Below are 13,501 nucleotides of genomic sequence, written 5' to 3' on the forward strand. Positions count from 1 at the left end.
TTTATTACGCGATGTTCATGACGTCCAATATCAATTCAGCTTTCTTGGGTAGGTAAATGCTAAAGGTACTTCCCTTACCCCACTCAGATTCCACTTTTAACTCACCGCCCGTTTGGCTCAAAATGCTCTGCGATACGGAAAGTCCAAGTCCGGTGCCGTTACGCTTGGTCGTATAGAATGGTGAGAAGATACGGTTTAAGTTTTCTGGTTTAATGCCACACCCTTGGTCGGTCACGTGAATCACCGCTCCTTTGACGTCGCCAGACTCTAGCCAATCCTCACTCGTTACGGTCAGTTTGCCTTTCCCACCCATCGCATGAATCGCATTCATTTGCAGGTTAACCAAAATTTGCAGTAAATGATGTCGGTTTACTTCGACTGAAGATTGGGCTTTTAAATCTGTGACAAACTCAACATCGCGTTTTTTTGTACCGGTTTTTACTAGCGTGATGCTTTCGTCGACAATCGGGTTCACATGTTGCCACGTGATCTCATCTTGTATGCCACCTTGGCGACTGTATTGCAGCAAACTCTTGGTGATACATCGAATACGATCTATTTGAGTATGTATGGCATCTAGCTCCTCTTGAATGCATTTAGCGTCATCGCCAAGTTCAAATTGAATCAATTCCACATTGCCTAATATCACAGCAGTAGGATTGTTGATCTCGTGAGCGATACCTGCGGTAAGTTCCCCTAACGCAGCCAGTTTTTCATGCACCACCAATTTATCCCGTGTTTGATGAAGAAGGTGGATGTGGAGTTCGAGCTGTTCCGTTTTTTCGCGCAGACTTGCCGTACGTGTTTGCACTTTATGTTCAAGCTGAGCGGCAGCATTTTTTAGCTCAATTTTTCGTTCTTGCAGAGCATCAAGCATATTGTCGAACTGCTTCGCCAATTGTGCGAGTTCGTGGTCTTGGTTTAATCCCAGCTCACCAATTCGTTTTTCTTTACCCAATTGAACCAGCTTCACCACCCTGTGTATCTGCTCTATGGGTTTGAACAAGTCGCGAGAGCCTCGATAGACCAATGCACTGGATACGAGCAATAACAACAAGGTAATCACGCTTATTTCAGCAATATTGGTCATATAAACTTTAACGAATGGCCATATCAAATAACCGGTATAGAGCATGCCAATCACGTTGTTGTGCTGATCTCTTAACGGCTGATATGCCGTGATGTACCAATCGTTGTAAACGTAAGCACGATCGACCCAATGTTTTCCATCTTTTAGTACGTGTTCTGATACTACTGAGCTGACTTTGGTACCAACCGCCCGCCCTTGTGTATCATGGTCATTTAAAGGCACGTTGGTACTTACCCGCAGATCGTCAAGGAATACGGTGATGGTCCCAACAGGTCTTAACTGGTCACTGTTATCAGGATAAATAAGATCGCGAAGTTGATCGACCAAAACCGTACTGTTGTTGAGTAGTAAACCACCATCGAGGAATCCGATGAGTTGATTATCTTGGTTACGGATGGGGATAACTGTCCGGCTGACCAAACCGCGCGTTTCTGTTCGACCGGCTTGACCATACATCGACACGGCGGCACGAGACGCCAGTTCAGGGTTTAATTGACTCAGTTCACCTTGTTCCAGAACATCGAAAAAGGATTCTCGCTGCGTCAGGTCGATATAGCGTAATTTACTATCTGATGCTCCCACTGGCTGAAAAGCGAGAAAATCTAAACCATAGCGATTCCGCTGCTGTTTGACCCAGGCTTGTAGCTCACGAGAAGGCATACTTTGATTAATTCTGATGCGAAAGTCGTATGATTCAGCAAATGACTTAACATCGCTTGCTTGCTTTCTTTGCAACAATTCGATGCTGTTATTGGCCACACCAAGTCGTTGTGACACATCAAGCAAAGCGTTGTGCCACGTATAATGAATCGACCAATAAATGGTAATCCCAACCAGAGCAATTAAGGTGAGAAAAATTGGAGCAGAAGTGAGGAATAACAAGCGATAACGGACCATGGTTTTAAACCTATGCATCCATTTCGCTACCCCTCGATATCGCATAGTTCTAACTCGCGTATCCGTCATTTTCTGTATCCCATTCCTTGTATTTTCTCTCTAGCGTTTTACGTGCAACGCCAAGATCGCGAGCCGCAGCGGATTTATTACCATCATGTAAATGAACCAACTGTTCGATGTGCGCTCTTTCTACTTCTTTAAGTGTCCAGTGATTGGGATACCCTTCTGCCGTTTGAGCGTCGTCTGGCGACGAAGACTTCAACTCTACCATGAGCTCTTGTGGTAGGGAGTGAGGTCTATCAGGTAATGAGAGTTCGCCTTTTAACTCACGCCAATAATGCGCAGGCGGCTGGCCAAGCAAAATACAACGCTCAATCAAGTTTTTTAATTCGCGAATATTTCCTGGCCAATCGTATTGATGCATGGCTTCGATGTCTTCATGCGCCCACTTTAGTGCCGGCATGCCAAGTTCGCGCGTTAACATATTAGCGAAGAAAGGCACTAATTCTGACAAGTCCTCTTTGCGTTCACGCAATGGGTGCACATCTATTTTCAGTACATTGAGACGATAATATAAATCGCGACGAAAATTTCCCTGGTTTACTTCTTCAATCAAATTGCGGTTGGTTGCGGCGACAACTCTTACATCGATGCTGATTTCTTTTTCCGAACCGACGGGGCGGATGGTTCGCTGCTCTAGCACACGCAATAGTGACGCTTGCATCGGCAAAGGCATTTCGCCGATTTCATCTAAAAACAGCGTGCCGTTATTGGCGACCCGAAATAACCCCTCACGGGATTTTTTTGCCCCCGTAAATGCGCCAGAAGTATGACCAAACAATTCACTCTCTAACAATTCTGGAGCAATCGCACCGCAGTTAATTGGCACGAAAGGCCCTACTCGTCCACTCAATTCATGAAGTCCTCGTGCAACCAGTTCTTTACCCGTTCCGGACTCTCCTTCGATTAAAACCGATGCGCGAGATGGGGCAAATTGACTGATCACCTGTTTAAGCCGCTGTGTCGGTTCTGAACTGCCGATAATTTCCGAGGTATTGTGACGCTGATAATCCCGCTTGAGCGCATATTGCATACGTTCATTTAAACGTCGCTCCATGCAGCGTTCGATCGCTTTTAGCATTTGTTCGAGGTTAAATGGCTTGAGGATAAAGTCTGCAGCACCCAACTGGAGTGCTCGAATCGCAGTTTCAAGGTCTGCATATCCTGTCATAAAAATAACGTCAGCACGCTTGTCGTCGTCTTCAAATGCCTCCTCCCATTCAATTCCTGAACGTCCGGGCAGATTAATATCCAACAAAATGAGATCGTAGTGACGGGAATGGCGCAAAGCTTCCGCGTCGTCAATGTTGCCAGCGATATCGACTTGGGAAAACAACTTTTGCAACGCCTTTTTTAAAATGGCTTGCATCCCTGGTTCATCGTCAACGATCAACACCGAAAATGCATGGTAATCTTGTCGAACACTAATATGAGGTTGAGTAGACATAATTTCCCTCGAATTTTCTTATTGGGACAGAGTGTACCAATTCTGCATTCAGATACCTTACAAAAAGTGCGACAATTTGTACCATATCAAACTATAAATAAAATAACGCTATGAATTCGCGCACAATATCGTCAGTTTTACTTGTATATAATTAAAAAAAGCCACAAGGCTTAACTATAATCTTGGCATTTAGCTTGCTAAGCCTTTGGCTAGATTTAACCGTGAAAACTCCACAGACCCTAGGGTTCAGAAATTCGGACTTCTAAGGAACCTCACAAAGGATACACATAATAATGAAAAAAATAGCGTTAACGTTGGCTGCAACTTCAATCACATTGGTAAGCTACTCAGCTTTCTCTGCCCCAGACAACGATCAGATCCGTCTAGCAACGACGACCAGCACATACCACTCTGGGTTGCTTGATTACCTACTCCCTAAATTCGAAAAAGAGACAGGGTATAAAGTCAACATTATTGCTGCTGGTACGGGCAAAGCGTTAAAAATGGGCGAAAACGGTGACGTCGATTTGGTGATGACGCATGCACCAAAAGCAGAAGCCACGTTTGTGGAAAAAGGTTACGGTATCTTGCCACGTAAGTTGATGTATAACGACTTTGTCATTGTGGGACCTGAATCGGATCCGGCTGAAATAAAAGATGACGAAAGCGTACTCGACGTATTTAAAGAAATTGCAAGTAAAGACGCGACGTTTATCTCTCGTGGTGACGATTCTGGTACACACAAAAAAGAGATGGGGTTCTGGGCTCAAACCAAAATAGAACCCAACTTTGGTGGTTACCGCAGCGTTGGACAAGGCATGGGACCGACATTAAATATGGCTTCCGAAATGCAAGGCTACACGATGACAGACCGTGGTACGTGGCTGGCTTACCAAAACAAGTTGGACCTAGAGATACTTTTCCAAGGCGATGAAATGTTGTTCAACCCTTATCAAGTGATCCTTGTTAACCCAGAGCGATACCCAACCATCAATAGTGAAGGCGCAAAAGTGTTCAGTGATTGGCTTGTCACCTCACACGGTCAAGAGCTGATCAACAGTTTTCGCCTAAACGGTAAACAACTGTTCGTGGCGAATGCGGATAGCAAATGATCCGACATGAATCTTGCTGACACCACACTAGAAGCACTTCACTTACTGGTGAATTTGGATGCAGAACTATGGGAGATCGTTGCGGTCTCCTTTAGTGTCTCTATCACCGCCATTTCTTTGGTGCTCGTTCCAGCGGTATTGATGTCATTTTTATTGGCTTACACCAATTTTCGTGGCAAATGGTTTTTGCTTTCCATCGTCAATACCCTTCAAGCCGTTCCGACCGTTGTGATAGGTCTGTTGCTGTACATGCTACTTTCACGAGCAGGACCTTGGGGCGGTTGGCAAATGCTGTTTACCCAAAAAGCAATGATCTTCGGTCAAATGCTGATCTGCTTTCCGGTGTTAGTTTCGATGATGCATGGCGCACTGCAATCAAGTGACCGTCGCATGGTTGAAACCGCGGTGACGTTAGGCGTATCCCTACCCCGCATCGCTGCGACGACCATTTGGGAAACTCGATTTCCTCTACTTGCGGCGGTTATCGCAGGGTTTTCTCGGATCGTCACAGAAGTTGGCTGCTCAATGATGGTAGGCGGTAATATCATGGGGCTGACCCGGAACATTCCTACCGCTATCGCGATGGAAAGCAGTAAAGGTGCGTTCGCACAAGGCGTTGCCCTAGGAATTGTATTACTATCACTAGCATTGGCACTCAATTTTTTCTTATCAAGTGTGAGAGGCAAAGGCTACTTAAGAACATAAAGCAACCGATTAGATTTGCTTTTTGTGTAGATAGGTAGAGGCGTATTATGACGATAAAAATCACCGCCGAGCAATTGTCCATGCGTTTTAATGAACGTGTGCTTTTTCATGTTCCAGAGTTAGCCATCGGCCCAAATGATGCGATCTATTTGACGGGCGATAATGGCGTCGGTAAAACAACGTTACTTAAGATCCTTGCTGGATTGCTGAAACCAACAACAGGTAAGGTCATTGCTCCGAAAGATTCTTGGCTAAAAAAACTGACTGGGCGCCATGGGCGCGATGATGTGGTTTACTTGCATCAGTCTCCCTACCTTTTTGATGGTAGCGTGTATGAAAACATCGCTTATGGAATCAAATATCATAAAATTACTGCTCAAGACAAACGTGCGTTAGTCATAAACGCATTAAGAATGGTGAAGTTAGAAACACTCGCTGACGAGCACATTTCTGTGTTATCCGGTGGTGAGAAACAACGCGTCGCCATGGCTAGAGCGTGGATATTAACACCGTCAATATTATTAATGGACGAGCCGAGTGCATCGCTCGATCAAGAGTCGATCGAACGTTTGGTGGTCATGGCGAAGGATTTATTGGAACGTGGATCAAGTATCATCGTTACAAGTCATCAAACCAATGCGTTGACCGATTTATGTAAGAAACAATGGTTGATCAAAGAAAAGACTTTGGTAGAGTCGCCGTTGTTACATGTCATACCAAAACAAAATTCTCAAGAGAATGCATATGCTTCAACCAACACAAACTAGTTGGGTCATTTTAGCTGGTGGTCAAGCCAGCCGCATGGGTGGCAAAGACAAAGGGCTTATTGAGCTTAATCACAAGCCGCTCATCGCGCACGTTATTGAACGTTTATCAGTACAAACACCAAATATTTTGATTAACGCTAACCGAAATCAAGACGCCTATCGCCAGTTCGGTACTGTCTTTAGTGACCAATTTAAAGAATTCCCCGGCCCCATGGGTGGTATTCACGCTGGTCTTGTCTATGCAGAAACTGATTGGGTTGGCTTTGTGCCTTGCGATAGTCCGCAGATTAACAGCGATATCGTTCGCCGTTTTTGCCAAGCGGTAGAGGAAGACACGGACATATTGGTCGCGCATGATGGAAACCATCAACAGCCAGTATTTACGATGTATCACAAACGGGTATTACCCAAATTGACGGCATTTTTAGAGCGAGGCGATCGAAAAATCATTCTTCTTTATCAGGAATGTAACACCCGCTACGTCGACTTTAGCGACTCTCCGAGCTGTTTCGTCAACCTCAATACACCGGAAGAACTGGCACAATTTGGACAATTAGAATCATGATACACTCACTAACCATCCCTATTCTTGGCTTTGCGGCTTACTCCGGAACGGGCAAAACGACGTTACTTGAAGCTTTGTTACCGAAACTAACAGAGGCTGGCTTACGTATTGGCATGCTAAAACATGCGCATCACAATTTTGACGTCGACAAACCGGGCAAAGACAGTCACCGATTACGCAAAGCTGGCGCAACTCAAATGTTGATTGCGTCTCGTAACCGTTTTGCGCTGATGACCGAAACGCCTGAAGCCGAAGAATCATTCGATTATCTGCTTAGCCGTTTTGATCACGATAAACTCGACGTGATTCTTGTCGAAGGCTGTAAAAATATTGCATTCCCAAAAATTGAACTGCACCGTGAAGAAGTCGGTAAGCCGTGGCTTTACCCTAATGACAAGAACATCATTGCCATCGCATCTGACGGTGGTGTACTTGACACTGACTTACCGCAAATGAACATCAACGATCTGGATGCAATTGCGAAGTTCGTTCTTCAATATGTACAAGATGCCAAAGTATCCGATTCCAAAGAGAAGGCCGCGGCATGTTGTGACACCCTGTCGCCAGCTTTCCTCTCAGTTAGCCAGGGTCAAGAAAAGATCTTGTCTCTGGTCAATACGGTTAAAGACACGGAACGATGCAATGTGAAACACGTACACGGTCGTGTACTCGCCGAAGATATTATTTCGCCAGTTAACGTTCCGCAATACACCAACTCGGCAATGGATGGTTACGCAATTCGTAGTGACGATCTAGACCGACAGAGTTATCAAGTCATGGCAGAAGTGTTGGCTGGTTATGCTTATGATAAGCCTTTAGAAATGGGGCAAGCGGTTAAAATTATGACCGGAGCACCCACACCAGTTAATGGCGACACTGTCGTTATGCGCGAACAAACCCTACAAGAGGGTGACACTGTAACGATCAATGCATCGAGTATTAAAGCGGGTCAAAATGTACGCCAAGCAGGTGAAGACCTGACTATCGGTAGTGACGTATTCACTACTGGTACGCGCCTCACCTCCCCTGAAATGGGCATGATAGCCTCTCTTGGTTTTGGTGAGGCAAAGGTGTACCGCAAATTAAAAGTCGCCATATTCTCTACTGGTGATGAAGTACAAGCTCCTGGTACAGAACAAAAACAAAACTCGATTTATGACTCCAACCGTTTCACAATCATGGGCATGCTTGAACAGCTAGGGTGCGATATTTTAGATTTTGGAATTTTGGAAGACAACGAGCAACGTATGATCGAAGCGCTCGAGCGTGCCTCTCAGCAAGCCGATCTAGTGCTAACATCTGGTGGCGTGTCCGTTGGAGACGCTGACTACATCAAGTTGGCGTTAGATAAACTGGGTCAAATTGATTTCTGGCGTATTAATATGCGCCCTGGTCGCCCGCTGGCGTTCGGACAAGTTAACAACACACCATTCTTTGGTTTGCCTGGTAACCCTGTTGCGTGATGGTTTCATTCATTAACTTTGTCGAACCGGCGATTCGTAGAATGCAAGGTGAGCAAGGATGGAAGCCGCTAAAAGTCAACGCCATCGCGAGCGAAAACCTCCGCTCTCGCCAAGGACGCACAGAGTTCAGCCGCGGTATTTACGAGTTGGATGAATCAGGTCAGTTAACCGTTCGTACAACGGGGAAACAAGGTTCAGGAATTTTGCGTTCAATGAGTAAAGCAAATTGTCTTATAGAGATTGCTCCCGCTGTAGATACGGTAAAAATCGGAGAAAGCGTGACAATCATCCCGCTTCAAGGCAGAATCTAGCTCCAAGCGCTTAATAGCAATATTTTTATAAAGGTCAGCAGTGCTGGCCTTTGTTTTTAGTCACATCCTATTTAATCACACACCCAAGCGCTGACTTGATGTGAACTGATTGACTAAAAACATTAACATTAGACTCGAGAGATAATTATGGCTCGCACTATTCTTTACACTTACAAAGCTGAAGATAAAGAACTGACGTTCTCTTACCAGCAACATCGCAATATTCATGAAGCGGTTGCAGAGGCCGAAGGTATCGACATCACTGAATACCTAAAAATGGAGCAGCAAATCGAAGCGATTTCTGACACCAAAGCAGTTCGTAACTACCGTGATAACCACTTCAAAAAACTTGGCTTTACAAAAATCACGTTGGCGCAAAAAGAAAACTTGGGTGTCGGAAAGAAAAAGTAAGACTTGTAAAATACGCAAACAAAAAGCCCTGTTACTCCAAAGTAACAGGGCTTTTCTTATTATTGACTCATTCGAACTTATTTGATGTTCAGGAATGCAGCGCCTCGTACACCACCAGAATCACCATGCTTAGCTTTGATGATTCTTGGACATTTTGCCACTGAAAGCAGGTACTTAGGAATACGTTTTGGCATTTCTTCGTAAATGAGGTCGAAGTTGGACAAACCACCACCTAAAACAACAACATGCGGATCCGTTGCGGTTAGAAGGTTGCCAAAACAAATGGCTAAAAGCTCCAAAAAGCGTTCCACGTGTTCCACCGCGTTTGCGTCACCTTCAGCATTCGCTTTGATAATATCAATCGCTTTTTTCTCTTCGCCAAAATAATGCGCATACAGAAGTTCAAAGCCACGACCTGAAAGGTAACTGTCTAAGCACCCTTTCTTGCCGCAACCACAACCTAACAACGGTGCGTTGTCGCCAAGGTGGAACCAGGCATCAATAGGAAGACGCATGTGACCAACTTCACCCGCGACATGGTTACGACCAGAGAACACTTTACCGTCGTAAATAAAGCCGCCACCAAATCCAGTGCCTAAGATTAGACCAAGCACTGATGGGTCGTCTTTTAGCTCTTCATCCCACGCCTCAGAGAGCGCGAAACAGTTTGCGTCATTTTCAATTTTTACTGAACGACCAATTTTCGCTTCAAGATCAGCGCGTAACGGTTTGCCTTTAGCAGCAGGAACGTTCACGGTCAGTACCGTTGCATCATCCGCATCTTCCATACCAGGAAGACCAAGGCCAATCGTGCCTTCACAGCCAAACTCTGCGTCATATTTATTGACTAGCCCGGCGACGGTATCAACTAATAATTCATAGTTATCAGTCGGGGTTGGTACGCGCTCGGTTGCAACGCGTTCAAGTTGCTCGTTAAAAGCACCAAATTCAATTTTAGTGCCACCGACATCAAAGCCGTAATACATTCAATTCTCTCCTAAAAAATGCCTAAACGACTCCCAAAACATGACTGGAGCCAAAGCTAAACTACTTGCATTATCCACATCTATACGCCTACAAACCGTGATGTCGTCTTGATTTATTTCTTGATTGGGACTGTCCGAACAACATTCCATCAACAAAAAGTCATTCCTTAGAGTGAACTCTCGTTTTTCATCCACGCTTTGAAATGTTGCAGGTGGGGTCGAGTTAGGTCACTTTTTACGCGCGTTTTGCTCAGCATGTAAGTCTCTCTAAACGCTTCAAACCAGAGTTGTAGGCATCGTGAAGCATGTTCTTCACCAGCTTGTTGAAAAACTAATGTGGCCACCTCTGCGGTCGAAAGATGTTGTTCATTGTCGGAACGGCGCATCACATATTCTGAAAGCGATTGCGGTTCTATTGATAGCACGGGTAACGATTGTAAGTATTCAGAACGTCTGAATATTTTTCTCGCTTCGCGCCAACTGCCATCAATAAAAATCAACAACCACTTCTTTTGAATGCCGTTGGTGCTGACTAAATGCTCAGGCGACATGTCCTTTAATAACCGCTCAGGTTTATCTACATATTCGTCTGGGAACACAATGACTGGTTGATACGCTTCATTATTTAATAAATCTAGCATTTCTTTAGATGGTTCCGTTCGGTTCCATTGATAAACATAGGTTTCTTGAATCGTATCCGCAATCAGTCTACCCGTATTGCTTGGTTTAAACACTTCGTTTTCTGAAACGATCAGCATACAAGCAATATCGGATTCAACATTCGGCTGCAATGCACACAGGCAATACTCCTGAGCAACCTGACAATATTGACAACGTTGAACCCTACAGCCTCTCGCATTGAAGGGCTTAGTTGAAATCGATTGTCGGTGTTGGATTAGACGGTGAAACGAGTGAACTCTCATGTTTAGTCACGCTTAGTAAAAAGTTGGGCGCGATTCTACTGGCTAAAGCGCCTAGCCTCAAGGTATGGTGTAAGGACTAGTCAAAAGCCCGTTGTGAAGGAAACATTTGTGACTGAAGAAACATTCAGCGATCCCTCTTGGATAAGACTCAGCTGTTTTGTGAGTGTACTACTACTCTGTGCACTTTGGGAAAACCGCTTGCCACGGAAAACATTAACGGTGTCACGTCGGTTTCGTTGGTTGAACAACCTCTCACTCGTTGCGCTAAACAGTTTTTTCGTCACTATCTTATTACCTATAACCGCTTTTCAAGCAGCCGTTATAGGCGGTGAATCTCAATGGGGAGCCTTTAACTTACTTGGCATACCTTGGTGGTTAAACGTGTTATGCGGGGTTATCGCTCTCGATCTTGTGATTTATGCCCAACACGTCATGTTTCACCGAGTAAACTTTCTGTGGAAACTGCATCGTATGCATCATGCTGACCTAGACATTGATGTCACGACAGGAACTCGTTTTCATCCGGTTGAAATTTTGATTTCTATGGTGATAAAGATCGCGGCGGTCATTGCTCTTGGTATCTCTCCTACAGCGATCGTGATGTTTGAAATTCTACTTAATGCCAGTGCCATGTTTAATCATAGTAATGCAAAACTCGCTTTACCAATAGATGCTACGTTGCGCCAGTTAATTGTTACCCCTGATATGCATCGTGTGCACCACTCTGTGATTCCTAAAGAAACACACTCTAATTTTGGTTTCTTTTTATCGGTATGGGATCGCCTGTTTGGAACCTACCGTGCTCAGCCAGAACTTGGGCATGATCACGTTATCATTGGTTTACCTGATCTGCGTGACGAAAACGAGCAAAGACTCGATAAGTTGCTGACTCAACCCTTCCGTTATCCGCAACCACCTAAGCATCCTAAGCATTAGGTCTGCTTGGGTGGTTGCATGGGTAAGCGATTAACGGAAAATTTGACGGGATTGTTTGCTACGCGCATTCCATAGCCATAACGTCACTCCAATAGCAAACCCCAAAAATAACGTTTTCATTTGTAGTGCTGTATTGTTGTCCAGTATTTGGAGCGTATAGTGCGCATGAGAGTTGAAAATGACGTTAGTGAACAGAATAACTAACATCAAAGCCAGCCCCGCCCTGCGATACCTAACCAGCAGATATACCGACAATAAGTCCAGCACTCCTAGCGCACTCCAATACATATTTAGCCATTGTGGTGCAAAATCGTAAGGTAGGAAGCCACCAACAAGATTGTCGTAGATGTGCACTGCGCCACCAATGGTTAAAAAAATGCATAAGAGAAACACTACGAATTTATCCATCATCGTTTCCTTATCTGAAAGAATTCTGACTAGCGTATAGAACCAAACGAGGAATTTACATTCTAAACGTCATTTTTGGGAGCGAGTTTACGTTAGACGGTGCATTAGAGAATTGAGATACGATCCGTCGCTATCCTTAGGTTTCAAAGCTATTTGTCACTACAGGATAGCGCGTGGGGAAGAATTTCGCATCTTAAGGAAAGGGAAATGACAGTATTTTCGTCATATTCTAATCAGCATACCCACTACCAATAGCACGAAACGGCATATCCAAGCCAAGTTCGGGGATCTGTTTTCCTACCCACGCAGGGAAGGTATTACTGTTGGGGCCAGGAAACAAGGTGTACTCGTTTGCCCAAGGATAGGTTTGTACCACATGTTGTACCTTCGGGATAAGGTTTTCTGCTTGCTCTCCTTCGATGGAAAGGACTTTCTCCGGCTTGGCACCATACCAATATCGATCGGGCGTGGAGGTATTATATTGATACAACGCTGGTTGGCCACGTTCAACACGCCACCCGACAACTTCATAAACGGTATATTCATCTGCGTCTCGTGGCTTCACCGCTAACCAAGTGTGTACAGCAAACCAACCACGCCAACTGAATGCATCCGCCGCGTAAACTTCAATAACCGCATCCTTAACGGTTTGAGGGTTGGGCGCAATACCTGCGGGTTCTCGACTCGCGGTTCTCCAATCACTTTGGGTACACCCCACCAACAAAGATATGCTAAACAGTATGCTCAGTTTACTCTTATAGTTACGAAGACACATGAACTTCATAGGTCACCCCTTTCCGTTTGGGTAATAACCTTTAGTTTAACTGATATGTCTAACCATCCACAAGATATGTCGCTGTCCGCCCTTGTATGTGGCGAAATTACAATTAAACAGCATTCCTAGTAACGATGTTTTAACCGTAGGTAACCAAGATACCGATAAAACTAATGACTACGAAAAGTATATAGAATTGGCCCATTGTAATTGTCCTCTATTTAATTTGAGATTCTGATTACGAGCTTCACCTTTACCTTGCTATCATTCGCTACGAGTAGAACTAAGTGCTATTACCTACACAACAATGAGTTTCTACAGCAGCAATGAGGCTAAATTTTGGCAATTCCTTGTGAGCCTAGTTTTACTAGGTTTGCTTTTTGTTGCTCCCAATACGGTGCTAAGCAGTATCTGGCACGAGTTGGGATTTTCCTTAATGTCTCTTAAGTGAAGCACTTCGTACATGACAATGCCACCGTAGCTTATATGGACGATTAAATAATTTTATTAAAATTAATAATCACAAAATCACATAAATTCAGATAGTTAGAAACTTACGGACCATTCTATTGAGTTGTTTTGATAGAAAAAAGACGCGATAACTTAAGACATTGAGACTGGCAAATGTGCACACTTACCGGTCTC

The 13,501-nt window shown here is 44.5% G+C and carries 12 protein-coding genes and 1 pseudogene; 7 read left to right on the forward strand and 6 right to left on the reverse strand.

The features are described from left to right. Positions 1-4 precede the first annotated feature (4 nt). Positions 5-1,987, reverse strand: a complete 1,983-nt coding sequence (locus SU60_RS03545) for a sensor histidine kinase (protein WP_084735580.1) — start codon at positions 1,985-1,987, stop codon at positions 5-7. Between the two features lie 49 nt (positions 1,988-2,036). Further along, positions 2,037-3,494, reverse strand: coding sequence for a sigma-54-dependent transcriptional regulator (locus SU60_RS03550; RefSeq protein WP_041154349.1), 1,458 nt, complete (start codon positions 3,492-3,494; stop codon positions 2,037-2,039). Positions 3,495-3,787: 293 nt separating this feature from the next. Between SU60_RS03550 and SU60_RS03555 the strand changes: the two genes are divergently transcribed. From SU60_RS03555 to SU60_RS03580, 6 genes and pseudogenes are all read left to right on the forward strand, one after another. Next, positions 3,788-4,606 (forward strand): ABC transporter substrate-binding protein, encoded by an 819-nt coding sequence (locus SU60_RS03555; RefSeq protein ID WP_041154350.1) that lies wholly within the window; start codon positions 3,788-3,790, stop codon positions 4,604-4,606. 6 nt (positions 4,607-4,612) lie between these two features. Further along, a complete protein-coding gene (locus tag SU60_RS03560) occupies positions 4,613-5,311 on the forward strand; it encodes an ABC transporter permease (RefSeq protein WP_041154351.1) in 699 nt (232 codons plus the stop codon). Between the two features lie 47 nt (positions 5,312-5,358). Beyond that, positions 5,359-6,078, forward strand: a complete 720-nt coding sequence (locus tag SU60_RS03565; RefSeq protein WP_041154352.1) for an energy-coupling factor ABC transporter ATP-binding protein — start codon at positions 5,359-5,361, stop codon at positions 6,076-6,078. After that, positions 6,056-6,643 carry a molybdenum cofactor guanylyltransferase MobA gene (gene mobA, locus SU60_RS03570; RefSeq protein WP_041154353.1) on the forward strand — a complete coding sequence of 196 codons (588 nt, stop codon included), beginning with the start codon at positions 6,056-6,058 and terminating at the stop codon, positions 6,641-6,643. Before SU60_RS03565 ends, mobA begins: the two co-directional genes overlap by 23 nt. After that, a pseudogene (locus tag SU60_RS03575) lies at positions 6,640-8,417 on the forward strand (bifunctional molybdopterin-guanine dinucleotide biosynthesis adaptor protein MobB/molybdopterin molybdotransferase MoeA). The gene mobA and the pseudogene SU60_RS03575 overlap by 4 nt, the downstream one beginning before the upstream one ends. 147 nt (positions 8,418-8,564) lie before the next feature. Beyond that, positions 8,565-8,828, forward strand: coding sequence for a DUF2960 domain-containing protein (locus tag SU60_RS03580; RefSeq protein ID WP_041154354.1), 264 nt, complete (start codon positions 8,565-8,567; stop codon positions 8,826-8,828). 77 nt (positions 8,829-8,905) lie between these two features. On the opposite strand, the gene nagK is transcribed toward SU60_RS03580, so the two are convergent. Together nagK and SU60_RS03590 are read right to left on the reverse strand one after the other, a co-directional pair. Beyond that, positions 8,906-9,814, reverse strand: coding sequence for an N-acetylglucosamine kinase (gene nagK / locus SU60_RS03585; protein ID WP_041154355.1), 909 nt, complete (start codon positions 9,812-9,814; stop codon positions 8,906-8,908). Between the two features lie 167 nt (positions 9,815-9,981). After that, positions 9,982-10,737: a tRNA-uridine aminocarboxypropyltransferase gene (locus SU60_RS03590; RefSeq protein ID WP_041154356.1), complete on the reverse strand. Its 756-nt coding sequence runs from the start codon at positions 10,735-10,737 to the stop codon at positions 9,982-9,984. Positions 10,738-10,845: 108 nt separating this feature from the next. Between SU60_RS03590 and SU60_RS03595 the strand changes: the two genes are divergently transcribed. Next, positions 10,846-11,673, forward strand: a complete 828-nt coding sequence (locus SU60_RS03595; RefSeq protein WP_041154357.1) for a sterol desaturase family protein — start codon at positions 10,846-10,848, stop codon at positions 11,671-11,673. 30 nt (positions 11,674-11,703) lie between these two features. Here the strand turns inward: SU60_RS03595 and SU60_RS03600 are convergent, their stop codons facing one another. Both SU60_RS03600 and SU60_RS03605 read right to left on the reverse strand, forming a co-directional pair. After that, positions 11,704-12,081, reverse strand: a complete 378-nt coding sequence (locus SU60_RS03600; protein ID WP_041154358.1) for a hypothetical protein — start codon at positions 12,079-12,081, stop codon at positions 11,704-11,706. Positions 12,082-12,310: 229 nt separating this feature from the next. After that, on the reverse strand, positions 12,311-12,856 hold the full coding sequence (locus tag SU60_RS03605) for a DUF3750 domain-containing protein (protein ID WP_041154439.1): 546 nt from the start codon (positions 12,854-12,856) through the stop codon (positions 12,311-12,313). Positions 12,857-13,501 lie beyond the last annotated feature (645 nt).

The organism is Vibrio mytili (assembly GCF_000830505.1).
Taxonomy (GTDB): Bacteria; Pseudomonadota; Gammaproteobacteria; order Enterobacterales; family Vibrionaceae; genus Vibrio; species Vibrio mytili.

Excerpts from the sequence above, each read along its gene's own strand:
- SU60_RS03545 (WP_084735580.1), bottom strand. The coding sequence starts at position 1,987 with ATGGTCCGTTATCGCTTGTTATTCCTCACTTCTGCTCCAATTTTTCTC.
- SU60_RS03550 (WP_041154349.1), bottom strand. The coding sequence starts at position 3,494 with ATGTCTACTCAACCTCATATTAGTGTTCGACAAGATTACCATGCATTT.
- SU60_RS03555 (WP_041154350.1), top strand. The coding sequence starts at position 3,788 with ATGAAAAAAATAGCGTTAACGTTGGCTGCAACTTCAATCACATTGGTA.
- SU60_RS03560 (WP_041154351.1), top strand. The coding sequence starts at position 4,613 with ATGAATCTTGCTGACACCACACTAGAAGCACTTCACTTACTGGTGAAT.
- SU60_RS03565 (WP_041154352.1), top strand. The coding sequence starts at position 5,359 with ATGACGATAAAAATCACCGCCGAGCAATTGTCCATGCGTTTTAATGAA.
- mobA (WP_041154353.1), top strand. The coding sequence starts at position 6,056 with ATGCTTCAACCAACACAAACTAGTTGGGTCATTTTAGCTGGTGGTCAA.
- SU60_RS03580 (WP_041154354.1), top strand. The coding sequence starts at position 8,565 with ATGGCTCGCACTATTCTTTACACTTACAAAGCTGAAGATAAAGAACTG.
- nagK (WP_041154355.1), bottom strand. The coding sequence starts at position 9,814 with ATGTATTACGGCTTTGATGTCGGTGGCACTAAAATTGAATTTGGTGCT.
- SU60_RS03590 (WP_041154356.1), bottom strand. The coding sequence starts at position 10,737 with ATGAGAGTTCACTCGTTTCACCGTCTAATCCAACACCGACAATCGATT.
- SU60_RS03600 (WP_041154358.1), bottom strand. The coding sequence starts at position 12,081 with ATGGATAAATTCGTAGTGTTTCTCTTATGCATTTTTTTAACCATTGGT.
- SU60_RS03605 (WP_041154439.1), bottom strand. The coding sequence starts at position 12,856 with ATGTGTCTTCGTAACTATAAGAGTAAACTGAGCATACTGTTTAGCATA.